This window comes from Caballeronia sp. ATUFL_F1_KS39 (assembly GCF_023630985.1).
Lineage (GTDB): Bacteria > Pseudomonadota > Gammaproteobacteria > Burkholderiales > Burkholderiaceae > Caballeronia > Caballeronia zhejiangensis.
In genome coordinates this window covers 15,819-42,744 of sequence record NZ_JALQDZ010000033.1, presented here as the reverse complement: position 1 = coordinate 42,744, position 26,926 = coordinate 15,819, and the positions used below count along the sequence as shown (strand labels likewise).

The following is a 26,926-nucleotide window of genomic DNA, read 5'->3' as shown; positions in this document are numbered from 1 at the left end:
GAGACTCGATGCGAGCGGTTTCATGAACCGCTCGCATCGTCTCACGCAGAAGGCATCATTGAAACGCCACTTCCGCGAAGCTGCGCAACTTCCGCGAATGCAGCTTCGACAACCCATTCTCGCGCAGCAGTTCCATCGCCTTGACGCCGATTTGCAAGTGCTGATCCACCTGCGCGCGATAGAACTGATCCGCCATTCCCGGCAGCTTCAATTCACCGTGCAGCGGCTTATCGGACACGCATAGCAGCGTTCCGTACGGCACGCGGAATCTGAATCCATTGGCCGCAATCGTCGCACTCTCCATATCGAGCGCCACCGCGCGGCTTTGCGACAAACGCCGCACCGGCTCGCGATGATCGCGCAACTCCCAGTTGCGGTTATCGACGCTCGCGACGGTGCCCGTACGCATCACGCGCTTCAGTTCGACGCCTTCGAGCTGCGTCACCTGCGCCACCGCGCGCTCCAGCGCAACCTGCACTTCCGCGAGCGCAGGCACCGGCACCCAAAGCGGCAGATCGTCATCGAGAACGTGATCCTCGCGCACATAGCCGTGCGCCAGCACGTAATCGCCGAGACGCTGCGTATTGCGCAGCCCCGCGCAATGTCCGAGCATGATCCACGCATGTGGACGCAGCACCGCGATGTGATCCGTGATCGTCTTCGCGTTCGACGGCCCCACGCCGATGTTCACCATCGTGATGCCGCTGCCGTCCGCGCGTTTCAGGTGATACGCGGGCATCTGCGGCAGACGCGCGGGCTGCGCGCCTTCCTCCGGCTGCTCGCCGAGATTCGCGTTGTACGTGACGACATCGCCCGGTTCGACGAACGATGAATACGCGCTGCGATACGCGCGCGTTTCCTCGTCGTCGGCGCGCGACATCATCGTGCGGCCGAGCTTCACGAACTCGTCGATATAGAACTGGTAGTTCGTGTACAGCACGTAATTCTGGAAGTGCGTGGGCGACGTGGCCGTGTAATGCCTCAGCCGATGCAGCGAGAAATCGACGCGCGCGGCCGTGAAGAGAGCAAGCGGGTGCGGCTCGCCCGGCCCCGGCTCGTACGTGCCGTTGACGATGCGATCGTCGAGCAGCGCGAGGTCGGGCGTATCGAAGATATTGCGCATCGCGAGCAGCCGGTCGCGATCGAGATCGCCTTCGAGATGGATGCCTTCCGCGAACGCGAAGTGAATCGGAATGGGATGCGCCGACACACCGACTTCGAGCCCGACGTGATGGTTCTTCGTCAGCAGTCGCAATTGCTCGCGATAGTAATCGCCGAAAAGATCGGGACGCGTCAGCGTCGTTTCGTAGATGCCCGGCCCCGCCACGAAGCCATATGAGCGCCGCGAATCGATCTGCGAGTTGAGCTCGGTACGCACGCGCACGAACGGATAGCACGCGCGCACGCGATGCGTGAACTGCTCGTTGCGGCGATAGCGCGCGAATGCATCGCGCAGAAATGCGGTATTCGCTTCATAGATCGCCGACAGACGCGCGACCGCCGCAGCGGGATCTTCGAAGGATTCGGTCGGAAAATCGTTGGCAGGCGTGCCCTGCGTGCTTTGAGTCCGGTCGTTTGTCATGATCTTGTGTCTTTCTTCGATGCCCTCGTAATGAATCGACATTAACACGGAAGAATGTGCGGACCATGAAGTCCCTCCTCACGTGAGTGCGTGCGATCACACCTCGCAACACGTTTTTGACGTTCGAAGTCAAATTTCGCGAAAGCGGCGCAAAATAAGGCGTTGGCTGCGCGCGCGCCGCTCAGTCAGCAACCGTTTTGTTAGAATCCGGCCATCGCCTGGAGAACCATCATGAAGCCGCACCTTTGCGCCGCCGCCGCGGCAGTCCTCGCCGCAGCAAGCTTCGGCGCATTCGCGCAGCCGGCGCAGCAAGCCGCGAACGCAGAACCCCAACCGGCGGTGCAGAAAATGTCGCCGGAAGAAGCGGCGGGCCTGCCCGATCTGAAATCCATCAACCGTCCGCCCGCGAACGTCAGCTCGAAAGTCGAGATTTCGCCGCCGCGCACACCGAGCTATCACGAGCTGAGCACCAACGGCACCGAGATCACCGAATTCCGCGACAAGGGCAAGCCCGTCGAAATCGACGTGCGTTCCAATTTCGGCACGCGCTATCAGATGAGCGCGCCCGCCGACACGTCGCCGCAAGTGCGCGACAACGGCAAGGCCAGTACGCGCCTGCCGTCGATCAACCTGCATTACTGATCACTTAAAGATGGCTTCGGACCCGCTCTTTCCGGGCGGGTCGCGGCACCGTGGCTGCATGCCCGGCGCCACCGTTCACCGGCCTCTTCCTGGCCGTCCAACCTGACCGACGTTTCCCGCATGGCCGTCTTCACTCCCGTCACCAACGCCGACCTCGGCGACTGGCTGCAAGACTACGATCTCGGCGATGTCGTCGAATTTCGCGGCATCCAGTCGGGCATCGAGAACAGCAATTTCTTTCTCACGACGACGCACGGCGAGTACGTGCTCACGATCTTCGAGAATCTCACGGCAACGCAACTGCCGTTCTATCTCGATCTGATGCGCCATCTGGCTTCGCATCGCGTGCCCGTGCCCGATCCGATGCCGCGCCGCGACGGCTCGCTCTTCGGCATGCTGCATGGCAAGCCCGCGTCGATCGTGACGAAGCTCGAAGGCGCGCCCGAACTCGCGCCGACGTCCGCGCATTGCATCGAAGTGGGGCAGATGCTCGCGCGCATGCATCTCGCGGGGCGCGACTTTGCGCAGCATCAGCCGAATCTGCGCAGCCTTTCATGGTGGCAGCAGAAGGCGCCGTCGATCGCCGAATTTTTAAGCGGCGAGCAGCGGGCATTGTTCGAAGACGAACTCGCGCATCAGGCTGAATTTTTCGGCTCGGCGGATTACGCGTCGCTGCCGGAAGGCCCGTGCCATTGCGACCTGTTCCGCGACAACGTGCTGTTCGCGCACGGCCGCGAGCACGCGCGCCTCGGCGGTTTCTTCGACTTCTACTTCGCGGGCGTCGACAAGTGGCTGTTCGATGTCGCCGTAACGGTCAACGACTGGTGCATCGATCTCGCCACCGGCGTGCTCGATCCCGCGCGCGTCGATGCGATGCTGCGCGCCTATCAGACGGTGCGTCCGTTCACGCCCGCCGAAGAGCGTCACTGGAACGACATGCTGCGCGCCGGCGCGATGCGCTTCTGGGTTTCGCGCCTTTTCGACTTTCATCGCCCGCGCGAAGCCCAAATGCTCAAAGCGCACGATCCCGGCCATTTCGAACGCATTCTGCGCGAACGCGTCAAAGCCGCTTCTCCCGCCAATCGATAACCAGCAACATGCGACTGATCGAAGTTCCGGCCAAGACCGGCTACGTGTGGTTCCGTCAGGGCATCTGGCTGTTCCGCCGCAACCCGTTTGCCTTCCTCACGGTGTTCTTCGCGTATCTGTTCGTGATGACGCTGATCTCCCGTGTGCCGCTCGTCGGCCCGTTGCTGCCGCTGCTGTTCATTCCGGGGGTCGCGGTCGGCTTCATGGCGGCGTGCCGCAACACGATCGCGGGCAAGCCCGTCTGGCCGACCATTCTCGTCGACGGATTCCGCTCGTACGGCAGCGTCGTCGCGCGCAGGCTGCTCGCGCTGGGCGCGCTGTACATCGTCGCGATGATGGTCATCTTCATGGCGTCGGCGCTCGTGGATGGCGGCACGCTGCTCCGCATCATGATGGGCGACGGCCCGAGCGGCGATCCGGAAACGGTTGCCGCGAGCTTCAGTCCGCTCGCGGTGCTCGTCGCGATGGCGTGCTATGTCCCGATCGCGATGCTGTTCTGGTTCGCGCCGATCCTCGTCGCGTGGCACGACGTGCCGCCCGCGAAGGCGCTGTTCTTCAGCCTCGTCTCGTGCTGGCGCAATCGCGGCGCGTTCATTTTTTACGGCGTGCTGTGGATCGTGATCGCGCTCGCGGTCTCGTTCGGCCTGACCACGCTGATGCAGGCGCTCGGCGTGGGACAGGAAATGGCGCTCGCGGTGCTGATGCCGGCATCGATCATCGTCACGACCGCGCTGTATTGCTCGTTCTACGCGACTTATCGCGGCTGTTTCGGCGTGCAGTCCCCCGATTCGCCGGACATTCCCGACGCACCGGGCACGCCCAAGGCTTGACCGGATGCCGCGCTCTTCGAACGGGCGCGGCGATGATTCGTGCGCGAAGCATTGCACGTACACTAGCGAGATCGGCCATCCCGGCCTTTCGCCGCGCCTCTGTCATGACCTCGTCAAACGTTTTGCCTGAGTTTCCGCTCGAACTCGATCAGCAGTTGTGCTTCGCGCTCTATTCGACTTCGCTCGCGATGACGAAGGCGTACAAGCCGCTGCTGGAGAAGCTCGGGCTGACGTATCCGCAATACCTGGCGATGCTCGTGCTTTGGGAATCCGACGACCTCACGGTCAAGGAAATCGCCGCGCGTCTCTCGCTCGATTCCGCGACGATGACACCGCTTCTCAAGCGTCTCGAAGCGCAGGGCTATGTCGAGCGCGTGCGCGGCGTGGAAGACGAGCGCCAGGTTCACATCCGACTGACCGACGCCGGCGCCGCGCTGAAACAAGCCGCCCGCGCGATTCCCAGCGAAATCTACTGCGCCTCCGGTTCGGACATCGACGCGATGCTGCGTCTGCGCAACGATCTGGTGCGGCTGCGCGCCTCCCTCGGCGAGTACATCGACAACTGATCCGAACCGATAGCAACACGCTAACGGCCCCATCGTCGAATTTTAATTTGCACACTAATTAATAGCGCGATATATTTACGCCGTGGTGAACGCAACATTGATCTGACTACCGAAACATAAGGAGAGAAACGATGAGCATCCTGTACAAGGCGACGGCAACCAGCACCGGCGGACGCGATGGCCGCGCCATTTCCTCGGACGAGCAATTGAATGTGAAGTTGAGCGCGCCGAAGGAACTGGGCGGAACGGGCGCACCGGGTACGAATCCCGAGCAATTGTTCGCTGCGGGCTATTCCGCCTGCTTTCTCTCAGCGATGAAGTTCGTCGCGGGTCAGCAAAAGCGCGCAGTGCCGGCCGATACAAGCGTAACGGCGGACGTGGGCGTCGGTCCCAACGATGCAGGCGGATTCAAGCTCGATATCGAGCTGCGCGTGTCGCTGCCGGGCCTCGACGCGCCCGACGCTCAGGCATTGGTCGATGCAGCACACAAGGTTTGCCCGTACTCGAACGCGACACGCAACAACGTGGATGTGCGCGTGAAGCTCGTCTGAGACGACGCGAGCGGAAACAAAAATGCCGGCCTAAAAGGCCGGCATGTTCGAGAACCGTCGAAGGCAGAGCTTAGTTCGACATCCACGCCGGGTGACGCGCCGTAGCACGCTGATCCAGCTTCTTCATACGATATTCGAGATCGTAGATGTCCGTGGCTTCGGCGAGATAAGCGTCGTCGCGCGCGCGATCGCGTTCATCGGCGGATTTGGTCAGGAACAGGAAAATGCGGCTGAGCAGGAACATGGTGGGCCTCGCTTGAATACTGGGGTTACTACCTATGAAGCGGATTATAGGGTAATCCCTGATCCAACGCCAGCCCTAATCGCTAGAACGCTGATACTAAAGACTAAATTGCAACACCTGCAACACCGCGCGCCCGGCGTCAGGCGACGTACGCATCGCGCGCGGCCTCGCTCGGACGCCGCTGGTGCTTGAAAAACTCCCACATCACCGCTGAAGAATCCGGTCCTTTGGACGAGTGGAAAGCGACGGTATCGTCGCCGCCGGCCCATGAATGGCCCAGGCCGCGCACGATCGACGTCTTCACCACGCGTCGGCCGTTCTTGAAATAGTCCGTCACGACACCATCCGGATGCGCTTCCTCGCGCGCCTCGCCCGCGCGGCGATTGCCTGCGGCGTCGATGAAGCCGTTCAGCCGCAGAAACTGCTTGGCGAGCTGCTCGGCGTTCGCGGCCGCGACCACCGAATCCAGTTCTCCGTGCACGATGATCGCCGGCATGCCCGGATAATCGCGAACGTCGACAGCCGCGTCGATGAGCGTGACGGGATCGCTGCGCGCGCCGCGGCGCATGACGTCCATCGCGCCGATGGCCGAACGCGCCTCGCCGAACACCACGCCCGAGTGCAGGCCGACGGCCGCGAACACGTGCGGATAACGCACGGCGAGCAGCGCCGCGAGTCCCGCACCGGCGGACATGCCCGCAAGATAGACGCGCTCCGGATCCAGATCGTGCTGCTCGACCATCGCGTTCACCAGCGAGACGACGGACGCAGCTTCGCCACCGCCGGCGCTACCGGAATCGTCATACCAGCGCCAACAGCGATGCGCGTGATCGTGCTTCGATTGCTCGGGATACAGCACCGCGAATCCGTATCGATCGGCAAGCAGATTGATGCGCGTGCCTTGCGCGAATTCGTCGGCGTTCTGCTTGCAACCGTGCAGCATGACCACGAGCGGAACCGGCTCGGACCCGGCTTTCGGCGGCAGATAGAGCGCGTACGACATGTGATTGACGAAGCGGCCGCTCGTCGGCGGGGCCGAATGATACGAGCGCGCCCACTTCCCGCGCGCCCACGCCGACGCGCGCGGACGCACACGCGATTCGCGCGGCACGGGACGCGCGCTGGCGCGGGGCGCTGTTGCCGCCTTCGCAGACGCCCCCGATTTCAGTTTCGACTTGACGGTTTTCGCGCGCGCGGGCTTGGCCGCCGCACGGGGCTTGGGTGTGCGGATCGCTTCGACTTGGCCGGCGACCAGGCGTCTCAAGCCGCGCAACCAGAGCTTGGTAAGGCTTTTGGACATTTCGGCTGGGTCCTCCACTTCATGCAATGGGATGGCGCGACGAAAACGCGCGCCGTGTTGTGCATTGCACAATAACATCAAAACGGCTGGATTACCTGCCTTGAGCGTACAGATCTCGGGATGAATTAACAGCAAATCGCGAAGATACCCGAAATTAGACGATAGTTACGCGATGTAACCGTCAACTCGCTTTAAGCAATGTCGGATAATTCAGTATGTTCCCAAGCGTTATACTGGAGCGAATTTGCGGCAGCGTGTCGAAGCGCCAGCCGCCGGCAGAACGGCCCCCTCGCCGCTGCCGCACTGCAGCAACCCTTATTCCCAGAAAACCAATGACCGTAGACCTACCCGTTTCCGCCTGGATCTCCGTGACCGCGCTCGGCAGCGTCGGCGTGATGGGGCCGGTGGCCCTCATCGTCGCCGCATGGCTCGCCGTCGGCTATCGATGGAAATATTCTGTCGCGTGGCTCGCACTGCTCGGCGCGGCGAGCGGCCTCGTCGCGTTGAGCAAGATCGCGTTTATCGGCTGGGGTATCGGCGTGCGCCATCTCGACTTCACCGGCGTCAGCGGACATGCGCTGATGTCCACAGCGGTGCTGCCCGTCGCGATTTTCGTCGCGCTGTTGCCGGCGCGCGGCGCGTGGCGCGCCATCGGCGTCGCGCTCGGTCTGTTGCTGGGCGTATGGGTGGGCGTGTCGCGCGTCGTGCTCGACGCGCATTCGGTATCGGAAGTGGTCGCTGGTTGCGCGCTCGGCGCGGTCGTCGCGCTCGCGTTCGTGTGGTTCACGTGGCGCGCCGAGTCCGGCAGGCTCGCGCCGGCGCCCGTCGCCGCGAGTCTCGCGGCGGTCGTCGTGGCGCTGCACGGCGTGCCCGTGCCGACGCAGCAATGGATCACGGAAATCGCGCTCGGGCTGTCGGGCCATGAGCGTCCGTATGTGCGGGCAAGCTGGAAGTCGAAGAAATTTCGCGCGCCGGAACGCCGCACTGAACTGCCGCAGGACGACCGCGCGGCCGCCTGACGCGGCCGCTGCGTTCACTGCATGATGCCTTAATCGTTCACGCCGATAATCACGCTCGACGCCTTGATCACCGCAACGGCCTTCTGACCTTGCGTCAGGCCGAGCGTGTCCGCGCTCTGGTTCGTGATGATCGCGGTGATGGTCGTGCCGCCGTCGAGCGACAGCGAAACCTCCGCGTTCACCGCGCCCTTCGTCAGACTGGCAACCGTGCCACGCAACTGGTTGCGCGCCGACAGCTTTGCGCCGGTGTCTTCCATCAGCATGACCCACGACGCCTTGATAAGCGCGAACGCATCGCTGCCTTCCTTCAGGCCCAGCGCCTGCGTGCTCTCGTGCGTGACGACCGCGACGATCGTCTGCCCGCCGGGCAAGCCGAGTTCGATTTCGTCGTTCACCGCTCCACGCGTGACCTTCGTCACCTTGCCGGCCAGTTGGTTGCGTGCGCTTGTTTTCATTCCCAATCTTCCGATCAGTTCCCAATCGTGGGCGAAGCCTTCGATGGCCGCGCCCGCCCGTTCCAGAAATTTCCGATGCTCGCGTTCGATCGCGTGATACGTGTCGATGAGACGCAACGCTGACGGCGTGAGCGTTGTGCCGCCGCCGCCCTTGCCGCCCGCCGCGCTGGTCACGAGCGGTTCGCCGGCAAGGTTGTTCATGGTGTCGACGGCGTCCCACGCGCCCTTGTAGCTCATGCCCACGGCCTTCGCCGCGGCGGTGATCGATCCCGTGTCGCGGATCGCGGCCAGAAGCGCAATGCGCGCCGCGCCCCCGAGCGTCTCCGTGCCGCTGCGCAGCCATACGGAGCCACCGAGTTCCAGCGGATCGCGCACCTTCGACGGTGCTGTTTTACTCATCTCTAGCCTCTGTGATCGTGCTGAAACAATGGGACGGATTATATCGATGCCTTCGCACGCGGACGGTGCATCGAACGCAGCAGCCGCTCGCCTTCGCGCGCGTCCTTGCGCGCCGACGCCGCACCCCAGGCCCGCGCGAAACCGCGCTGATAATCGGTGGCTTCGGGGAGCGCCGCGAGCCGATCGGCGGCGACGGCTGCATCGTTTGCTTCGCCGAGCACCGTCTGCAATTCGCCGAGCAGCTTCGCCGTGTCGGTACGCGTTCTCCGCGACGTCACCGAGCGGAAGAATTCGAGCGCATATCGCAGGCGCTTGGCATGGATGCGGACGCGATGCCGCTCATGCGCTTCGAGCGACGCGAGATCGGGCGCGCGCGCGATACGCCGGTAGTCCTTGCGGATGCGTTTTTCGGCAAAGCTGACAAAGCGCATCGGCGACTCGTCTTCCTGCGATGAGAACCGCGCGAGCCATTCGACGAACGCGAGCATCAGGCGTGCATGGCGCTTCGACGCCAGCGCGTCGTGCACCTTGTCGCGCGCGACGCGGCGCTTCACGTCCGCAGCGGCGATGACCGGTTGCCAGCGCGTGGCGTCGTCGTCCGATTCGGCGTAGGCAGGCAGCGTCCTGTCGGTGAAGACGTCCCAGTCGCGTGCATCGGCGAGCAGGTCGCCGAACCACTTCAGATCGGGCGCGATGCACGCATTCCACGTGTCGTCGATATCGTCGCGAAAGAGCTTCAGCAGCGTCTTCAGCCGACGCTGCGCGACGCGCAACTGATGCACGTGCTCGTCGCCCAGACCCGCGCGCGACGCGGCCGCGTTGCCGAACCACTGCCCCGCCACCGACGCCGCGATGGCGACGAACGCTTCGCGGCGCGTCGCCGTGCGCGGCAGGTCGAGTTTCGCGGCATGCACAGGTTCCGCTTGCGATGCGTGCTCGTCGTCCGGCGCGATGAAAAACGGCGCGGCGTCGATCACCTCGCCAGCGAGCCCGAAGACGGCGTCCAGCGCGCCGTTCACCGCGGGCGCCGCGAGCCGCAAGATCGGCGGTTCCTCTTCCGAAGTTTCGAGCGACGCGAGAATGTCCGCGCCGCCGGCATCGACGCGCCATTCGATGCGTTCGATCTCGCGCCCGGCTTCCGAGTCCGCCGCCATATCCCGATGCGCGTTCGCGAGCGGCTCGGCGAGCGCGTCGTCGGCATGCGCGAATTCGACCAGCGACGCCGCCAGATCCTCACCCGCGGGCCGCGCGAAAGTCCGATAGCGCGTGAAGCCGGGCATCGGCACGCTCTCTTTTTGCACGGCGCACAGCGTGCGCGCGCCCTCGAGCGTTTCGATCGACAACCGCCATCGCGGCGTTTTCAGCGGAATCTCGCGCGTCGTGAAGCGCGTCCGGACGGGTTCCGCGCCCGCGAATGCGGCCACGCGATGCAGCGCGTCCTCGGCTCCATCGTCCGATCGATGCGCGTGCAGCGTCACCTCGATCCACATCGTCATGAAGTCTCCCCGGGCGATCTGACGCCGCCCGTCAATTCATACGAAATGGCTGCCGTTTCCCGATTCATGAAATCGACACACGCGCCGGGAAACATGCCCATTTGAGCTTCTGAAACGCTTCTCGTCTGCTTTTTCACCTTTCCGATACGACCTCGCGCAGGACCAGCCCCAAGGACGCGTTCATGAACCAGATTGCCTTTCCTCAATCCCAGACGGGCCGCACGCTCGGACAACGCCTCGCGCTACTGCTCTTTCTGCTCGCCATCGGCGCGGGCGCGGTGTACTGCGTCCTGCATCTGCTCGAAGATCTCGCGCCGGTGCGCGAATCGTCGGCGTTTCCATACATTCTGCTCGGCGTCGCGCTCCTGATTGCGCTCGGCTTCGAATTCGTCAACGGTTTTCATGACACGGCGAATGCTGTCGCCACTGTAATTTACACGCACTCGTTGACGCCAAACTTAGCGGTAGTCTGGTCGGGAGCATGGAATTTCATCGGCGTGTTGATTTCGAGCGGCGCGGTCGCGTTCGGCATCCTGCAATTGCTGCCGGTGGAACTGATCATCGGCGTCGGCAGTTCGCAGGGCTTCGCGATGGTCTTCGCGCTCCTCATCGCGGCGATCATCTGGAATCTCGGCACCTGGGCGCTCGGCCTGCCGTCGTCGAGTTCGCATACGCTGATCGGCTCGGTGATCGGCGTCGGCCTCATGAACCAGTTGTTGCACGGCACGAACGGCACGTCGGGCGTCGACTGGAGCCAGGCGATGTCCGTCGGCAAGTCGCTGCTGTTTTCGCCGCTCGTCGGCTTCATCCTCGCGGGTTTTCTGCTTTACGTGCTGAAGCTCGTCGTGCGCGTGCCCGCGCTCTACAAAGAGCCGGAGAAGAACACGCCGCCGCCGTTCTGGATCCGCTGTCTGCTGATCCTGACATGCACGGGCGTGTCGTTCGCGCACGGCTCGAACGATGGCCAGAAAGGCATGGGCCTCATCATGCTGATCCTGATCGGCACCGTGCCGACCGCCTACGCGCTGAACAAGGCCGTGACGGCGAGCGAAACGCAGACGTTCGTCGCGGTGAGCCGCAGCGCATCGGACGTATTGCAGCGCTACAGCAACGGCGCTCCGCCCGCCGCCGACGCGCGCGCCCAGGTCGAGAAATACGTGCAGACGAAGACGCTCGCGCCGGACACGATCGCGTCGCTGAAGCGCGTCGTCGACTCGATCGAAGCGCAGATCCGCCCGAGCCAAACGATGGCCGAAGTGCCGCAGGGCAACGTCCGCAACGTGCGCAACGAGATGTACATCGCGTCGGAGGCACTGCGCATCATGGAGAAGCAGAAAGCGCCCGCCTTTTCCAAGGACGACGACGCCGTGCTCGGCAACTACAAGAAGCAGCTCGACCACGCGACGAAGTTCATCCCGACGTGGGTGAAGGTCGCCGTCGCCGTCGCGCTCGGATTGGGCACGATGGTCGGGTGGAAGCGGATCGTCGTGACGGTCGGCGAGCGCATCGGCAAGACGCATCTGACGTACGGACAAGGCGCGTCGGCGGAACTCGTCGCGATGCTGACCATCGGCGCCGCCGATGTCTACGGCTTGCCCGTCAGCACGACGCACGTGCTGTCGTCGGGCGTCGCGGGCACGATGGCCGCGAACGGCTCCGGCCTGCAATGGCGCACCGTGCGCAGCCTCGCGCTCGCGTGGATCCTGACGCTGCCGGTTTCGATCGCGCTCGCGGGCCTGCTGTTCTGGGCGTTCCGCGGCCTATTCTGAGCGGATCGCTTGCGTAAAAAGCGGCGCGCGAAGGCTTTCGCGCGCCGTGCAAGTTTTGCCCGTCCCGCCTCGTTTCGCCTCTCCTTTTCGACATTCGTCTGCGCTGGCGCACGTTCGCTCACTGCCCGCAATGCCTGATGCCGCGGGCTTTCGTCGCTACTGGCACGGCCATTGCTCGTATGCAGTCGTCGATCGCAAGACTGATCGTGCCGGCGGCCACGAACCGCCGCTCCTTCGGCGCATGACTGTCGATGACAGTTGGGAGGCTGCGCCGGACGCCGATCCGTCACGCGATCATTTGAATAAGGAGAAGTCGAAATGACGATCGGAACCATACTGCTGATCATCCTGATCCTGCTCTTGATCGGCGCCATTCCTTCCTGGCCGCACAGCCGCAGTTGGGGCTACGGGCCGAGCGGGATCGTCGGCGTCGTGCTGATCGTAGTGATCGTTCTGTTGCTGATGGGTCGGTTGTGACATCGCGCGGCTGTTGTTGGCCGCGTAAGAAAAAAGGGGCGCTCCCGGCGGGACGCCCCTTTTTGTCAATTGCGGCCGCGGTCTAGACGCGCATCACCTGGCCGTTCGGCTCGATCTTGCGCGGGATGACCGGCTCGCTCTGCTTCGGCGACGATGCCTTCGAACGCGGCGTGACCGGCGCCTGTTCGATAGCGGCTTTATCGGCGACCTGCTTCACGGACGTGGCGCCCTTGTGCTTCTTTTTGGCTGCCGTCTGCGGCGCCGCGTGCGTCTTGCTCTTGCCCTTGACGGACTGTGCTTCGGGAGGATTCCAGACTTCCGTGTAGCGCTCGGCCGCAAAAAGCGACGACGAGCCGATCAGAAGAACGACGATCAGGAATACGCGCTTCAAGTGATTCGCTCCAACGGTTAGTGGCCCGCTCTGCGCGAGAGGATGGCGTCGAGCGTCTGCTCGGATGTTTCCAGCTCGAGCAACGCGGCGTCGAGACGCTCGATCGAGCGCGCGACGGAGCGCCCGTCCCGCTCGAAATCCGGCTCGCCGCGCGTGGCGTCGAACGCCACGTTGACCGCGCGCGTCGCGCGCATGAAACGTTCGAGCGCAGCGGCTTCGAGCGGATCGTTGCGTGGGTTCATCGGCGAGCTCCTGTTGCGGACAAGCTGTACGAATATACAGTAAGCCGACGCCGCGGCAAACAGGCGGCGCGCGTCGTGGCGAAAATGCCGAAGCGCCTCTTGACCGGCGCATGCATCGGCCTTCGGCGGCGTGCAGCGGCGTTTTGCCGCGCATCGATGCGGCGTCGCGCGCGATTAAGTCCCTCTTAATTCTGCGCCGACACACTCGTCTCGCGATCCGGCTCCGTTGCCGCCGTCCGCACCGGACGGCCGAGCCATCACCGTGAGGAACGTGCCATGCCAGCCAACACCGCCGCGCGCCGCAGCTTCGCCAATCTCGCTCCGACGATGCGCAAACAATACGCGCTCACCCTGCGCGAATGCCGTCTTTCCCTGCCGGTCGAGCCGCCGTGGGGCGCGCCTTACCGAATGGTCGAATGGGCGTCGAAGACCGACCAGCGCGTGCAGCGACGCGTCTTTCCCGCCGACTGCACGCCGTCGCAAATCGCCGATGCGCTCAAATCCCACGTACCGGGCCGCCGCTACGGCCCGACCGACGACGAAGACTGATCCGGCGCTTCGAGTCAAAAAGCGCATGGCGGGCTTGCATTAATCCAAATGTGGACTAATATTGTTGCAAAGTTCCTTTGGAGACTTAACGACATGCCCAACGCCGCACGCGCCGAACATGCGTCGGCCGGCCGTCCGGTGCCGCGTCCGGCGCTGGATTCGGGTGATCTATCCGCTGCCGGTCTACGCGCCTTCTTCAATATCGCCCGCGACTGGGCGCTATCCGCCGAGGAGCAGATCACGCTGCTCGGCTCGCCGGGGCGCTCCACCTATTTCAAATGGAAGCAGGACCCCGAATCCGCCCGCCTCGCTCGCGACACGCTCGAGCGCCTTTCGCTGATTCTCGGCATCTACAAGGCGCTGCAAATCCTTCTCCCCGATCCGAAAGCCGCCGATACCTGGATCCGCCGCCCCAATGCCGCGCCGCCGTTCGGCGGGCGTCCGGCGCTCGATCGGCTGCTGGCGGGCAATATCAGCGATCTCGTCGCCGTGCGCCAATATCTCGACGCGATGCGAGGCGGCTGGGCGTGATGGGAATTGCATTCAGCAAGGACACACCGAACTGGCGCGAACAGTGGCCGCACAGTCTGCTCGACTGGTCGCCGGCGTATCGCGTGATTCCCACGCGCTTTCCTGCCGTCAATCTCTTCGATCGCGTGGCGTCGCCGCAGGATTTCGAAGCGCTCTACGCACTGGAGGCGATGACGAACGACCGCCTGCGCACCGAAATCGGCGAACTCGATCTCGTGCCCGCGGAAGAGCGCTGTTTCGGGCCGGGCTGCGGGCCGATCATGGCGGCGTTCACGCATCTGAATCCGAACGGCAGCCGTTTCTCGGACGGCAGCTACGGCGTCTTTTACTGCGGCCGCGACCGGCAGACGGCGATCGCGGAAACGCGCTATCACTCCGGGCTTTTTCTCGCCGCGACGAACGAAGCGCCGACGCGCCAGCAGATGCGTCTCTACACAGTGCGGGCGCACGGCGATGTCGTCGATCTGCGCGGCGACGCGATCGCGCGAACGGGCCTCGATCCGCGCATCCTCGCGCCGGACGACTACGGCCCGGGCAAGGCGCTCGGACGCGCGGTGCGGGCGGCCGGTGCGCCGGGGATCGTGTATCCCTCGGTGCGCGATCCGCAGGGCGAATGCCTCGCCGCCCTGCGCACGACGATGCTGCGCGACTGCCGGCACGCGGCGTATCTCGAATACAACTGGAACGGCGAGGCGATCGACTACGTGTTCGAGCTGAATCAGGTCGGCTGAACGGGCAAACGTTTCACCTTCCCGAGCCGATCGCCACAGCCGTTTCGGTGCGCGTGCGCGAGAGCTTCTTCGACGCCGGGCGCGCCGCCTTTCTCGCCGCTTTCTTGCCGACCTGCTCGAGCGCCTGCGACGCCGCGTTCTTGCCGCTCGATTTCAGCGCACCCGCGCGCGCCTTGCGGCTCGATTCGCCCAGCAGCCGGGTCAGGCGCGCGTCGCTTGGCGTCGCGCCTTTGCGGTTCTTGCGCGCCGCCTCGCGCGTGCGGCGTTTCGCTTCCTTTTCGAGGAAGATCGCGAGCGCGGCTTCATCGGTCTTGAGACCGTGACGGCGCGACGCGGGCATCGATTCGGCGAGCTCGCCGGCTTCGAACGCCTCGATCACGGCCGGATGCACATAGCATTTGCGGCACACGGCGGGCGTATTGCGCAGCAGTTGCGCGACTTCCTTCACCGTGCCGACGACATGCTTGCGCGCCTCGGTCACCGTCTCCCATTTCAGCTTTCTCAGCGCCGCGAGCGCGAACACGCTGCCCGCCCACGTCCGGTAATCCTTCGCCGTGAAATCCGCGCCGGTGATCTCGCGCAGATATTCGTTGATGTCGGATGAAGAAACCGAATGGCGCTCGCCGTCCTCATCGAGATACTGGAAGAGATCCTGCCCCGGCAGATCCATGCAGCGCTTGACGATGCGTGCGACCCGCGCGTCGCTCACGGCGACATCGTGCTCGATGCCGCTCTTGCCGCGAAACTTGAACCGCAACGTTCCCGCCGACACTTTCAGATGCCGCTTTCTCAACGTCGTCAGTCCGTACGAGCGGTTTTCGCGCGCGTATTCCTCGCTGCCGACGCGGATCAGCGTCGTATCGAGCAGACGCACCACGGTCGCGAGCACCTTGTCGCGCGGCATGCCGTCGAGCGCCAGATCGCGCGTAACCCGCGAGCGCAGTTTCGGCAGCACCGCCGAAAACGCGAGCATGCGTTCGTACTTGTTCGCGTCGCGCGTTTCGCGCCATTGCAGGTGATAGCGATATTGCTTGCGACCGCGCGCATCGCGTCCGGTCGCCTGGAGATGGCCGCGCGAGTCGGGGCAAATCCACACATCGGTGTAAGCGGGCGGAATCGCGAGCGCGTTGATGCGGCGAATCTCGGCTTCGTCGTCGATGCGCTTGCCCTGCGTGTTGAAGTACGCGAACGCGCCGTCGATCCATTCGCGCGTATAGCCGCGCCGCGAATCGTCCACGTAGCGCAGGCCGGGCGGCAAATCATCCGGGCAGCCCTGCACGTCGACCGTCAGGCGGTCGCCGGCGCCGCCGCCTGTCTCGTTGTTCGTTCCGATTTTCGCCACCGCGCGCCTCGCCTGATTGGTCTTCTATCGATGGCGAAGATTCGAGCAACGTGCGTGCCGCGTTGCACCGGAGTCACGGCAGCGCGAGTTCGCGCGCGCCTTCGGACGACGCCCAGCGCTCTTTTACGGACCAGCGCTCGTCGGTGCCGGCCTGCACGATCGTGAGCCGGCCTTCGGGCGCGAACGCGCACGTATCGATGTAAATCTGCGAGCCGATCTGCTTCACCGCGCGCGTCGGCGTATGGCCGCAGTAAGTGGGCGACAGGCCGAATTGCAGCCCGGGGTCCGCGTGACCGAGCGCAAGGCTGCGGCCCCAAAGGATCTGCCCGCGGACGTCTTCGTGATAGTCGCCGGCATCGAGTTCGGCGTCGTTGCCGAAGAACTCCGCGTGCAGCACGTTGAAGCGCCGCTCGCCCTCGCCGACGATCCGCACGAGCGGCAGCGTCGAGAGCCGCGCGGCGAGCGCGGCAAGCTGATCGTCGGGGACGGTTTCAGCCCACGCGCCGCCGATCGCGTACCACGATTGACGGCGCATCGCGCCGGTCGCGACCGCGATCAGCGCATCCTCGTGATTGCCGAGCACGGGATAAAACCACGGCTTGTCGATGAGATCGATGGCCGCGAGCGAATCCGTGCCGCGATCGACCAGATCGCCGACGGAGAACAGCCTGTCCCGCGCGCCGTCGAAACCGATTTCGTGCAGAAGATAACGCAGCGCATCGACGCAGCCGTGCAGATCCCCGACCACGAAATCGCGGCCGAGATCATTGGCGGGATGCCTGCAGACGATAGGATAGGTAGGACCATTCATGCGCCGATGATAGCGCTCGTCAATGACGCCGTGTGCGGGGTGGATCGCTTTTGCAAGCAATACGCAAGCCGCGCGCACACTCGTTACAGCGGCGTTACCGGGGCGCGTCCGGTCGACGTAAAAAGTGCTGTTCCCGACCTTTTTGCAACGCAGTTATTGCCCGATGACGCGAAGCCGCGCGACGGCTTTCGCATCGATCGACGCGCGTGGATCGCCGAATTGACGCGTCACGAAGTTGCTCAGAACGGCGATCTGCTCGTCGGTGAATTGCGGGTCGAATGCGGGCATCAGCGCGTGCGCATCGCGGGTCTTGCGATTCACGCCGCGCAGGATCACGAGAACGAGATTGCTCGCCGCCGCCGCGCCGCCATCACGCGCGAGCGGCGGAAACGGCTTGCTGCCCTCGCCTGTCGCGCCGTGGCAACTGGCGCACGCGGCGGCGTAAAGACGCACGCCTTCCGAATCGATCGATGTCGTGTCCGCCCGCGCCGGGTCGCTCACGCGCGCGTCTTTCGCCGCGACGGGCGGCACGGCGCGCAGATACACGATCATCGAACGCAGATCCGCGGGCGTCAGATGCTGCGTGCCAGTCGCGACGACTTCGGCCATCGGTCCGAGCGCATAGGCACGGCCGGGCGCGGCGCCCGTCGACAGAAAGCGCAGCAGTTCGTCGTCGCGCCACGCGCCGATGCCCGCGACGCGATCCGGCGTCAGATTGCCCGCCTGCCATCCCGCGACCGTCGCCCCGGCAAGCCGCTTGCTTCCCATCAGCCCGCCGATGCCGTTGCGCGGCGTGTGGCACTCGCCGCAATGCCCGAGCCCTTCGACGAGATACGCGCCGCGATTCCACTCCGCGCTCTTCGACGGATCGGGCACGAAGCGCCGCGGCGAAAACTCGAGAAGATTCCACAGCGCCATGAGCCAGCGCTGATCGAACGGAAACGCGAGCGTGTTGCGCGGCGTCGCGGACCGCACGGGCGGCACGGTCGCGAGATAGGCGCGCATCGCGAGCAGATCGGCGTCGGAAAGCAGCGTGTACGACGTGTACGGAAACGCGGGATAAAGCCGCTCGCCGTTCCTGCCGATGCCCTCGCGCATCGCGCGGATGAACTGCGCGTCGGTCCATGCGCCGATGCCCGTTTCGCGATCGCTCGTGATGTTCGGCGCGAACACGTCGCCGAACGGCGTCGGGATCGGCCTGCCGCCCGCGAACGGCCGCGCGGATTCCGAGCGGGCGGTATGGCAGCTCATGCAGCCGCCCGCGCGCACGAGGTATTCGCCTTGCTCGACTCTGGTTTGCGCCTGGGCGGCGCCGGACGCGCACGCCAGCAGAACGATCAGGCACGCGAGCCGCGCCTTCATCGCAGGGACGCCTCGATCGTGCCGGCGAGCCGCAGCGACAACGCCGCGATCGTCAGCGTGCAGTTGACGGAGCCGCCCGCGGGCATCACCGCGCTCCCGGCGATGAACAGGTTCGGATGATCGTGCGCGCGGCATTCGTCATCGACGACGGAATCGTTCGGATCGCGGCCCATGATCGCCGTGCCCATGATGTGGCTGCTCGCGCCGAGCGAATCGTCGTGCTCGATTTCCGTGCCCTCGAAAATCCCGGCGATGCGCGCGAACTGCGCGTGCGTGTCGGCGGCGCTCTTGCGCACGTAATCGTCGATCGAATACGCGATTTCCGGGCGCGGCAAGCCGAGCGCGTCCTTTTGCGCCGACAGCATCACGCGATTTTCGCTCGACGGCCGTTGCTCGTGAAAGCTGCCGAACGTGAGCCTGCGCGCGCATTGCTCGCGAATCTGCCGGTCGAGCTCGCCGCCGGTCAGCCCTTTATCCAGCAGATTCCGGGTGACGGCGAGCGTCGGCGCCGCGTTCGACAGATGCAGCTTCTTCGCCGCCTGCTGCGCGCGAAACGGCCCGTCGCGGAAATCGACGATCGACGACATCTCCACTGGCCCGCGTCCCGGCCACAGCGCCTCGTTGGCGAGAAAGCTGACGCTCGCGGCGGGATGATCCATCAGATTGCGCCCGACCTGATCCGCGCCGTTGCCGATGCCCTTCGGAAACCGCGCGGACGTCGACATCAGAAGCAGCTTGGGCGTCTCGATGCCGTTCGCCGCGATGACGAAGCGCCTGCCGGTCACGCGCGTCGAGAGGCCGTTCGGGTCCTTGCAATGGATCGCGACGATCTCGCCGCGATCGTTCGCCTCGATGCGATACGCGACCGCCTGCGCGACGAGCGCCGCGCCCGCGCGTTCGGCCTTGTCGGCGTGCGACGCTGCGTGATACAGCGCGCCGATCGGACAAATCGGCATGCAATTGTTGTTGCCGCAGCACGCGGGGCGCGCGTCGTACGGACGGCTGTTGCGCGCCATCGGCTCGGGCACCACGCGATACGACTGCGCGCCGAGCACCTCGGCGACGCGCCGGTCCATCCACGAGAGCGGCAGCGCGTCCATCGGATAAGGTGTCGAGCGCGGCGAGCCGAGATCGATGTCCGGTCCCGCGACGCCCAGATCGGCTTCGGCCTGCCCGTACCACGGTTCGAGCGTCTCGTAGGGAAACGGCCAGTCGCGCCCGACGCCGTACAGCGTTTTCACGCGAAAGTCAGAAGGCAAAAGGCGCCACGCCGCGCCGGCCCAATGCCACGTCGTCCCGCCGACGAGCCGCAGATATTGCGGCTGGTACGACGTCGCGCCGCGATCGACGAGATAGGCGCCGGGATTCATCGGCTCGGGGCGCGGCGCGTGACGCACGAGCGGATACGGCGCGCAGAGATCGCGCTTGTCGGCGGCGCGGCGAAAGTTCTCGACGATCTGCCAGCGCGCAAGACGCGGCCCGGCTTCGAGCAGAATCACCGACGCGCCCGCTTTCGCCAGCCGGTACGCGACGAGACTGCCCGCCACGCCCGAGCCGACGACCACGACGTCCGCCGAAGTGGAACCCGCCATGCGCGTGCCCTTGTCTTGAATGGCGATGCGCGGCGCTCAGGGCTTCTTCGCCCAGTCGGCCGGCTCGCCGCGGCAGTATGAGGGAACCGTGAGCATGTCGCCGACGGGATCGAACATCAGTGCGCGTTCGTACGCAACGACTTCGACATGCGGCGGCTCGTCGACGACGCCGAGATACCACGCGCGCATCACGCTGCCGACCGTCTTCGCAAGCTCGGGACGCGTGGCTTCGAGCGCGGCGGTGATGATGTCGGTGGGCGTGCCGCCGTGCGTCGCGATCCACTTGTCGAGCGCGGCGATCTTCGCGGCGAAGTCCGCGTCGTGCCGGACGAGCGCCGCGTGCACGCGTTCGGCGAGAAGCGGATCGAAGTGCGTGCGGCCGGTGAGTTTCATCGACACGGCGAGAAACGCGCCGATTCCGCTCGCGGGCGGTTCCTGAGCGCGCGCCGGCACGAGCAGCGCGCACGCGCCCGCCATGATTCCCCTTCGCATCGCAAACGACGTCATCTCTGGCACTCAGCTTGTTGAAAGGCGATCGGGCAATAATCGCAGCGTCGGGCGATGCCTGCCTCACATGCGGACAAAACGAAATGAAGCCGATCTTCCCGCCCGTACTGCGCAACCGGCCGCGCGCGCTGATCGGCCTGGCTGTTGGTTGCGTCGCCGCCGCTTTGGTTCCGGCGCACGTGCGGCCGACGGCGCGCGCGCTGATCGGCTGGGACTCGGCCGTGTGGCTCTACCTCGCGCTCATCTGGGTGAAGATGGCGTCCGCGCGCCAGAGCGACGTGCAGGAACTCGCCGAGCGCGAAGACGAAAACGCCGCGACCGTGCTGATGGTCGTGAGCGTCGCGGCGATTGCGAGCATCGTGGCGATCGTCGTCGAGCTGTCGACCGCGAAGCACATGGGCGCCGGCGCGGTGCTGCATTACGTGCTCACCGGCGCGACGATGCTCGGCGCATGGTTCCTGATCCCGACGATGTTCACGCTCCACTACGCGCGGCACTACTATCAGTCGCCGGACAACGATACCGCGCTGAGATTTCCCGACCGTCATCTGAAGCCGGGTTACTGGGACTTCCTCTACTTCTCCTTCACGATCGCGGTCGCGTCGCAGACCGCCGATATCGCGCTTGCATCGACGTCGGCGCGCCGCACGGCGCTCGCGCAATCGGTGCTGTCGTTCTTCTTCAATCTCGCGGTGCTCGGGCTTTCGATCAACATCGCCGCGAGCATGGTCGGCGGCTGAAACGACGCTGTCACGCGCGCGCCATAAGCTCGACGAACGGCTCATCGAACGCGCCGTGTAAAAACGCGGCGCGCGCCGCAGTCAGTTTTACACGCGGCACGTTCGTGCCTTTCTTGCTCTGCGGGACGTGGGCGCCGGCGGTCTCGTCCTGCCATAGGCGGAAATGAACGTGCCGCAGCGCACACACGCCCCCGCTCGGTGGCACAGCGATTGCTGCATTGCGCCAGCCCAATCAGAAGAAACCCGGATCAGCACTCGCTCGCGCGGCCTCGCGCTCGTGCGTTCCGCATGCACAGGAGAGCCCATTTTGCCTTTGAACGTTCTGCTGGTCGCCTCCGAAGCCGTCCCGCTCGCCAAGACCGGCGGACTCGGCGATATGGTCAGCGCCTATGCTGCCGCGCTGCGCGAAGCCGGCGTCGATGCCACCATCCTGCTTCCCGCCTATCCGAACGCTATTGCCCAAGCAGAAGGCCTGAGCAAGATCGGCACGCTCACCGGCCTGCCCGGCGGCAACGCGGCGCTGCTGCGCGGCCGCATGCCCGATACCGGCGTGCCGGTTCTGCTGCTGCGCTGCGACACGCTCTACGCGCGCGACGGGCTTTATCAGGACGAACAGGGCCGCGACTATCAGGACAACGCGCTTCGCTTCGCGACGCTTTCCGCCGCCGCGGTGCGGATCGCGCAAGGCGTGCGCGGCGTGAAGAAGCCGGACATCGTTCATGCACACGACTGGCACACGGGCCTGACGCCGCTTCTGATGAAGCACGCGGACGTGCACGCAAAGAGCGTATTCACGATCCACAATCTCGCATTCCAGGGCAACTACGCGCTCTCGCTTGGTGCGTCGCTCGGCGTGCCGGAAAAGTGGCTCGTGCATGCGTTGAGCGACCCGAAGAGCATCGAGTTCTATGGCGCATTGAGTCTGATGAAAGCGGGCATCGTCCACGCCGATCGCGTAACGACCGTCTCCGAAACTTACGCGCGCGAAATTCTCACGCCGCGCTTCGGTCATCTGATGGAAGGCGTGCTGCAAAGCTGCGCCGACAAGCTGTCGGGCGTCGTGAACGGCATCGACGAAGAAACGTGGAATCCCGCCGCCGATCCGCTCATCGAACGCACCTATTCCTTCGACGATATGCGCGGCAAGCACGCGTGCAAGCGCGCGCTGCAACGCATGTTCGGCTTGCCCGTCGATCCGTTCGCGCCGCTGATGGCGATCGGCAGCCGCATGACCGGTCAGAAACTCGCCGATGTCGTGCTCGATGCGCTGCCGCGTCTGCTCGCGCGACATCCGCGTCTGCAGCTCGCCGTGATCGGCAAGGGCGAGGCGCATATCGAAGCCGGTTTCAGGAAGCTCGCGCAGGAATGGCCGGATCGCGTGGGCGTGCATATCGGATACGACGAACGGCGCGCCCATGCCCTGCACGCGGGCGCGGACATCCTTCTGCACGGCAGCCGCTTCGAGCCGTGCGGCCTCACGCAGATGTATGCGATGCGCTACGGCACGCTGCCGGTCGCATCGCGCGTGGGCGGCCTCGCCGACACGATCGTCGATGCGGCGCAAAACGAACTGCACGGCATGCGCGACGTGCTCCGTCCATCGGCGCGGCTGCGCGACGGCACGCATGATCTGCCTGTCGCGCCGGTCCCCGCGCCGCGCTCCTCGCACGCGCCTACCGGCTTTCTCTTCGATGGCGAACGCGCGGACGATATCGTCTACGCCGCGAGCCGCGCGCTCGACGCCTACATGCGTCCGCAAGTGTGGCGCGCGTTGCAGCGCAACGCGATGTCCTGCGATTTCGGATGGAACGAAGCCGTGACGACGATGGTCGCACTGTACGTCGGCCTGAGCGGCGCGCGTCCGAGCCGCACCGCATTGCGTGCGCGCCGCGTGGCCGATGTCATGCCGACGCCCGCACGGGCACAGGACGCGCATTCGATGGCGCGCACCGCGTGAGCGTGCCGGCGGCAGTTGCTCCATAGTAACGACCAGGGTTCGAACCGGGCGCGGCACGCAACGTGCTGTCCCGCCCGTGCATGAGCCCGAAGGAAATCACTTGGGGACCGTGGCGCCCACCGTGATGCAAGAAGGCATTCGATGCACGGTGCATCGCGACAACGCGGCCAGGCAGGCGTCGAAATCCGGCGCCAAGGTGTAATCTGAGTTCCGCCTGAGAGTTCGCGTGATTCGTGACGCGCGGACCAGCTCTTCAGCCAGTTTGGCCCGTGAGCGTGATCGCGATTGATGCCCGCATCCCCGCCACCGCAGGACGACTCTGGAAAAGACGAACGATGGAAAACCATCAAGCTCCTCATGCGTACGCGCCGCGTATCTACTTCATCGATCCCCTGCTCGTCGGCCCGCTCGCGAACTGGCCCGCCCAGTTCGAGCACGCGGCAGGGCTCGGCTTCGATCACGTCCTGATCGGCTCGCCCTTCACGCCCGGCAGCAACGGGCATCGCGAGGCGGTCGCCGATCATCATCGGCTGCATTCCGTCTTCGAATCCGATGCGAGCGCATCGGACGGCCTGCGCCAGCTCGCCGACGCCGCGAAAAAGCACAAGCTCACGCTGCTCGTCGATATCGTGATCGACCGCGTGAGCGCCGAAGGCGGGCTTTATCAGGACAACAAGCACTGGTTTCAGCCGTTCGAAAGCGCGGATGCGCGCCTCGATCCGCGCAAGCCGCCGCGTCAGCGCGACGTCGCGTGGGCGAATTTCGCCGATGGCGAGGCCGCGCATCATCTGACCGAATGGTGGGCGCGCGAGCTGAACCTGCTCGCCGATGCGGGCGTGGGCGGGTTTCGCTTCGATGCGCCGGACGCGGTGCCCGCGCATGTGTGGCGCAGGCTCGGCGCGGCGGTGCGCGAAAAGCATCCGGAGACGCGCTGGCTCGCGTGGACCGTCGGCGTCACGCGGCATGATCTGCACGGTCTCGCCGACGCCGGTTTCGACGCCGTGTTCGCATCGACGCGCTGGTGGGACTTCAAGAGCGCGTGGCTCTTCGACGAGCACGCGGCGCTGTCGCGCATCGCACCGCCCATCGCGTTTCCGGAAGATCCGTTCGGCGCGCGGCTCATCAGCGATCTCGCCGATACGAGCGACACCGCGCTCGTCGAACGCGCCTACACGCGCGCGCTCGACACCGCCGCCGCGCTCGGCACCGGCATCATGGTGCCGATGGGCTTCGAATACGGCGTCGCCCTGCCGATGTCGCCGCAATACGGCATCGCGGCGGAATACGAGCGTGCGAAGAGCGAGAAGCGCATCGATCTCACCGCGCGCATCCGGCGTGCGAACGAGTTGCAGCGCAACGTCGGCACGCTCGCGAGCGTCGGCGAACTGCGCGCGCTGACGGGGGCGGGCACGCCCTACGCGGCGCTGATTCGCGCGGATGGCGGCGATCTGCGCCATAGCAGCGACGCCGTGCTCGCCGTCATCAATCCCGATCTCGTCGCGCCCGTGCACGTCGATACGTTGCATCTGCTCGAATCGGTGCCGGGCAACTACACGCGCTTCGCGCTGATCGACGACACGATGGGCAAGCCCGAGCGCCTCGCGCCCTTCACGCTCAAGGCGGGCGAAGTGCGCCTGTATCGCGCGGAAGCCGAGCCGTTCATCCTGCTCGCGCAGCCGCAAGTGAAGCGCGGCGCGAAGGCCGCCGACAAGAAGTCCGTCGCCGAGGCGATCGCCGCGCCGCGCGTGTCGATCGAGAGCGTGACGCCTTCGGTCGATCACGGACGCTTTCCGGCGAAGCGCATCGTCGGCGAGGCGGTGGAGATTCAGGCAGCGATCTTCGCGGAAGGCCACGACAAGATCGCCGCCGCCGTGCAATGGCGCGCCGCCGATGAAACCGAGTGGCACGAAGCGCCGATGACCGCCGTGCAGCCCGCCGGCCTCGATCTGTGGAGCACGCGCATTCCGCTCGAACGCGTGGGCCGCCATGAATTCGTCGTGATGGCGTGGCGCGACGATTACGCGTCGCTCGTCGATCACATGCAGAAGAAGCTGAAGGCCGGTCAGACGGTGGAGCTCGAAGTCGAGGAAGCGAAGCATCTGTTCGCGCTGATCCTCGCCGAAGTCAAAACCTCCGACGATGCCGACAGCGACAGCGCGCCGCTCGAAGCGATCGTCAAGGAATTCACGAAGGCCGACGACGCGCGCAAGCTCGAACTCGTGCTCGCGAGCGCGACCGCGAAAGCCGTTGCAGCGGCGCGGCATCGTCCGTTCCTGTCGCGCGATCCGGTCGTGTACCGCATCGATTCGGAACGCGCCGCCGCGCGCTTCGCGAGCTGGTACGAGATCTTCCCGCGTTCCATGAGCGACGACGTGAATCGTCACGGCACGTTCATCGACGTGATCGGCAAGCTGCCGCGCATCCGCGAGATGGGCTTCGACGTGCTGTACTTTCCGCCGATCCATCCGATCGGCGTCGCGAACCGCAAGGGCAAGAACAACTCGCTGACCGCGCAGCCGGGCGATGTCGGCAGCCCATATGCGATCGGCGGCAAGGAAGGCGGCCACGACGCGCTGCATCCCGAACTCGGCAATCTCGACGACTTCAAGCGCATGCTCGAAGCCGCGCACGAACACGGGCTCGAGATCGCGCTCGACTTCGCGGTGCAATGCTCGCCGGATCATCCGTGGCTCAAGGAGCATCCGACGTGGTTCGCATGGCGTCCCGACGGCACGCTGCGTTATGCGGAAAATCCGCCGAAGAAGTATCAGGACATCGTGAATCCGGACTTCTACGCGCAGGACGCGAAACCCGATCTGTGGCTCGCGTTGCGCGACGTGTTCCTGCACTGGATCGCGGCGGGCGTGCGAATCTTCCGCGTCGACAATCCGCATACGAAGCCCTTCCCGTTCTGGGAATGGGTGATCGGCGACGTGCGCGCGCGCCATCCCGATGTCATCTTCCTCGCCGAAGCGTTCACGCGGCCGCGCGTGATGAACCGTCTCGCGAAGCTCGGCTTCTCGCAGTCGTACACGTACTTCACCTGGCGCGAGAGCAAGCGCGATTTTCTCGAGTACATGCACGATCTCACGCAGACCGATGCGAAGGAATTCTTCCGCCCGAACTTCTTCGTGAACACGCCGGATATCAATCCGCGCTTCCTGCAAAGCTCCGGACGGCCGGGTTTCGTGATTCGCGCGGCGCTGGCGGCCACGCTATCCGGATTGTGGGGCGTGTATAGCGGCTTCGAGCTGTGCGAATCGGCGGCGCTGCCGAACAGCGAGGAGTATCTCGACTCCGAGAAGTACGAACTGAAGGCGTGGGACTGGAACCGGCCCGGCAACATCGTCACGGAAATCACCGCGCTCAATCGCATCCGCCGCGCGAATCCCGCGTTGCAGACGCATTTGGGCGTCAACTTCCTGCCCGCGCATAACGATCACATCCTGTTCTTCGAAAAGGCGAACGCATCGCGCGACAACGTCGTGCTCGTCGCGATCAACCTCGATCCGTTCAACGAGCAAGGCGCGGATATCGAACTGCCGTGGCAGACGCTCGAACGCTGGGGCGTGCATGAGTGGGACGCGATCGCGGTCGAGGATCAGGTGACGGGCGAGCAATTCGAATGGCGCGGACGGCGCCAGCATGTGCGGCTCAATCCGCATTCGCTGCCATTCGCGATCTGGCGCATATCGCCGACATGGGGTTTGCCGAAGCCGCAGCCTGACGCAGCGTGATTCATCGACGTACGA

At 65.0% G+C, this 26,926-nt stretch carries 26 protein-coding genes; 14 read left to right on the top strand and 12 right to left on the bottom strand.

Annotation, left to right across the window (positions count from 1 at the left end):
* Positions 1 to 55 precede the first annotated feature (55 nt).
* Positions 56 to 1,582, bottom strand: a complete 1,527-nt coding sequence (locus NCR93_RS14575) for an AMP nucleosidase (RefSeq protein WP_008353978.1) — start codon at positions 1,580 to 1,582, stop codon at positions 56 to 58.
* Positions 1,583 to 1,813: 231 nt separating this feature from the next.
* Here NCR93_RS14575 and NCR93_RS14570 point away from each other — a divergent pair, with 231 nt between their 5' ends.
* From NCR93_RS14570 to NCR93_RS14550, 5 genes are all read left to right on the top strand, one after another.
* Positions 1,814 to 2,224: a hypothetical protein gene (locus NCR93_RS14570; protein ID WP_008353979.1), complete on the top strand. Its 411-nt coding sequence runs from the start codon at positions 1,814 to 1,816 to the stop codon at positions 2,222 to 2,224.
* Positions 2,225 to 2,344: 120 nt separating this feature from the next.
* Positions 2,345 to 3,313: a homoserine kinase gene (locus tag NCR93_RS14565; RefSeq protein ID WP_008353980.1), complete on the top strand. Its 969-nt coding sequence runs from the start codon at positions 2,345 to 2,347 to the stop codon at positions 3,311 to 3,313.
* 8 nt (positions 3,314 to 3,321) lie between these two features.
* Positions 3,322 to 4,143 (top strand): BPSS1780 family membrane protein, encoded by an 822-nt coding sequence (locus NCR93_RS14560; protein WP_250532255.1) that lies wholly within the window; start codon positions 3,322 to 3,324, stop codon positions 4,141 to 4,143.
* A gap of 104 nt (positions 4,144 to 4,247) precedes the next feature.
* Entirely contained in the window at positions 4,248 to 4,709 is a 462-nt protein-coding gene (locus tag NCR93_RS14555; RefSeq protein WP_175982509.1) for a MarR family winged helix-turn-helix transcriptional regulator, read from the top strand.
* 131 nt (positions 4,710 to 4,840) lie between these two features.
* On the top strand, positions 4,841 to 5,260 hold the full coding sequence (locus NCR93_RS14550; RefSeq protein ID WP_175982510.1) for an organic hydroperoxide resistance protein: 420 nt from the start codon (positions 4,841 to 4,843) through the stop codon (positions 5,258 to 5,260).
* A 70-nt stretch (positions 5,261 to 5,330) separates the two neighbouring features.
* Here the strand turns inward: NCR93_RS14550 and NCR93_RS14545 are convergent, their stop codons facing one another.
* Positions 5,331 to 5,504 (bottom strand): DUF3563 family protein, encoded by a 174-nt coding sequence (locus NCR93_RS14545; protein WP_008353986.1) that lies wholly within the window; start codon positions 5,502 to 5,504, stop codon positions 5,331 to 5,333.
* A gap of 139 nt (positions 5,505 to 5,643) precedes the next feature.
* A complete protein-coding gene (locus NCR93_RS14540) occupies positions 5,644 to 6,804 on the bottom strand; it encodes an extracellular catalytic domain type 1 short-chain-length polyhydroxyalkanoate depolymerase (RefSeq protein WP_008353987.1) in 1,161 nt (386 codons plus the stop codon).
* Positions 6,805 to 7,136: 332 nt separating this feature from the next.
* Between NCR93_RS14540 and NCR93_RS14535 the strand changes: the two genes are divergently transcribed.
* Positions 7,137 to 7,823, top strand: coding sequence for a phosphatase PAP2 family protein (locus NCR93_RS14535; RefSeq protein WP_175982511.1), 687 nt, complete (start codon positions 7,137 to 7,139; stop codon positions 7,821 to 7,823).
* Positions 7,824 to 7,852: 29 nt separating this feature from the next.
* Here NCR93_RS14535 and NCR93_RS14530 read toward each other — a convergent pair whose 3' ends face one another.
* Positions 7,853 to 8,677: a TOBE domain-containing protein gene (locus NCR93_RS14530; RefSeq protein ID WP_034471893.1), complete on the bottom strand. Its 825-nt coding sequence runs from the start codon at positions 8,675 to 8,677 to the stop codon at positions 7,853 to 7,855.
* 38 nt (positions 8,678 to 8,715) lie between these two features.
* Positions 8,716 to 10,173: a CHAD domain-containing protein gene (locus NCR93_RS14525; protein ID WP_175982512.1), complete on the bottom strand. Its 1,458-nt coding sequence runs from the start codon at positions 10,171 to 10,173 to the stop codon at positions 8,716 to 8,718.
* Positions 10,174 to 10,355: 182 nt separating this feature from the next.
* Between NCR93_RS14525 and NCR93_RS14520 the strand changes: the two genes are divergently transcribed.
* Positions 10,356 to 11,942 (top strand): inorganic phosphate transporter, encoded by a 1,587-nt coding sequence (locus NCR93_RS14520; RefSeq protein ID WP_175982513.1) that lies wholly within the window; start codon positions 10,356 to 10,358, stop codon positions 11,940 to 11,942.
* Between the two features lie 318 nt (positions 11,943 to 12,260).
* Positions 12,261 to 12,419, top strand: a complete 159-nt coding sequence (locus NCR93_RS14515; protein WP_008353994.1) for a DUF3309 family protein — start codon at positions 12,261 to 12,263, stop codon at positions 12,417 to 12,419.
* An 82-nt stretch (positions 12,420 to 12,501) separates the two neighbouring features.
* Here the strand turns inward: NCR93_RS14515 and NCR93_RS14510 are convergent, their stop codons facing one another.
* On the bottom strand, positions 12,502 to 12,810 hold the full coding sequence (locus tag NCR93_RS14510; RefSeq protein ID WP_175982514.1) for a hypothetical protein: 309 nt from the start codon (positions 12,808 to 12,810) through the stop codon (positions 12,502 to 12,504).
* Between the two features lie 17 nt (positions 12,811 to 12,827).
* Positions 12,828 to 13,052 (bottom strand): hypothetical protein, encoded by a 225-nt coding sequence (locus NCR93_RS14505; protein ID WP_175982515.1) that lies wholly within the window; start codon positions 13,050 to 13,052, stop codon positions 12,828 to 12,830.
* Between the two features lie 276 nt (positions 13,053 to 13,328).
* Here NCR93_RS14505 and NCR93_RS14500 point away from each other — a divergent pair, with 276 nt between their 5' ends.
* The 3 genes from NCR93_RS14500 to NCR93_RS14490 all read left to right on the top strand — a co-directional run bounded on the left by NCR93_RS14500 (position 13,329) and on the right by NCR93_RS14490 (position 14,863).
* The gene (locus NCR93_RS14500; RefSeq protein WP_008353997.1) at positions 13,329 to 13,601 is read left to right on the top strand and encodes a DUF2866 domain-containing protein; all 273 of its coding nucleotides are present in this window, start codon (positions 13,329 to 13,331) and stop codon (positions 13,599 to 13,601) included.
* Between the two features lie 93 nt (positions 13,602 to 13,694).
* Positions 13,695 to 14,132, top strand: coding sequence for an MbcA/ParS/Xre antitoxin family protein (locus NCR93_RS14495; protein WP_008353999.1), 438 nt, complete (start codon positions 13,695 to 13,697; stop codon positions 14,130 to 14,132).
* Positions 14,132 to 14,863 (top strand): RES family NAD+ phosphorylase, encoded by a 732-nt coding sequence (locus NCR93_RS14490; RefSeq protein WP_175982516.1) that lies wholly within the window; start codon positions 14,132 to 14,134, stop codon positions 14,861 to 14,863. Before NCR93_RS14495 ends, NCR93_RS14490 begins: the two co-directional genes overlap by 1 nt.
* A gap of 13 nt (positions 14,864 to 14,876) precedes the next feature.
* On the opposite strand, the gene NCR93_RS14485 is transcribed toward NCR93_RS14490, so the two are convergent.
* The 5 genes from NCR93_RS14485 to NCR93_RS14465 form a co-directional block, all read right to left on the bottom strand.
* Entirely contained in the window at positions 14,877 to 16,205 is a 1,329-nt protein-coding gene (locus NCR93_RS14485; protein WP_175982517.1) for a DNA topoisomerase IB, read from the bottom strand.
* 73 nt (positions 16,206 to 16,278) lie between these two features.
* The gene (locus tag NCR93_RS14480; RefSeq protein WP_081851854.1) at positions 16,279 to 17,016 is read right to left on the bottom strand and encodes a metallophosphoesterase; all 738 of its coding nucleotides are present in this window, start codon (positions 17,014 to 17,016) and stop codon (positions 16,279 to 16,281) included.
* Positions 17,017 to 17,169: 153 nt separating this feature from the next.
* Positions 17,170 to 18,378: a cytochrome c gene (locus NCR93_RS14475; protein ID WP_175982518.1), complete on the bottom strand. Its 1,209-nt coding sequence runs from the start codon at positions 18,376 to 18,378 to the stop codon at positions 17,170 to 17,172.
* Positions 18,375 to 19,970, bottom strand: coding sequence for a GMC family oxidoreductase (locus NCR93_RS14470; protein ID WP_250497175.1), 1,596 nt, complete (start codon positions 19,968 to 19,970; stop codon positions 18,375 to 18,377). The genes NCR93_RS14475 and NCR93_RS14470 overlap by 4 nt, the downstream gene beginning before the upstream one ends.
* A 36-nt stretch (positions 19,971 to 20,006) precedes the next feature.
* Positions 20,007 to 20,462 carry a sugar dehydrogenase complex small subunit gene (locus NCR93_RS14465; protein ID WP_239295364.1) on the bottom strand — a complete coding sequence of 152 codons (456 nt, stop codon included), beginning with the start codon at positions 20,460 to 20,462 and terminating at the stop codon, positions 20,007 to 20,009.
* A 98-nt stretch (positions 20,463 to 20,560) separates the two neighbouring features.
* Here NCR93_RS14465 and NCR93_RS14460 point away from each other — a divergent pair, with 98 nt between their 5' ends.
* From NCR93_RS14460 to NCR93_RS14450, 3 genes are all read left to right on the top strand, one after another.
* The gene (locus tag NCR93_RS14460; protein ID WP_008354009.1) at positions 20,561 to 21,217 is read left to right on the top strand and encodes a DUF1345 domain-containing protein; all 657 of its coding nucleotides are present in this window, start codon (positions 20,561 to 20,563) and stop codon (positions 21,215 to 21,217) included.
* Positions 21,218 to 21,524: 307 nt separating this feature from the next.
* On the top strand, positions 21,525 to 23,174 hold the full coding sequence (gene glgA, locus NCR93_RS14455; protein ID WP_175982521.1) for a glycogen synthase GlgA: 1,650 nt from the start codon (positions 21,525 to 21,527) through the stop codon (positions 23,172 to 23,174).
* A 335-nt stretch (positions 23,175 to 23,509) separates the two neighbouring features.
* The gene (locus NCR93_RS14450) at positions 23,510 to 26,911 is read left to right on the top strand and encodes a maltotransferase domain-containing protein (protein ID WP_175982522.1); all 3,402 of its coding nucleotides are present in this window, start codon (positions 23,510 to 23,512) and stop codon (positions 26,909 to 26,911) included.
* The last annotated feature ends 15 nt before the right edge of the window (positions 26,912 to 26,926 follow it).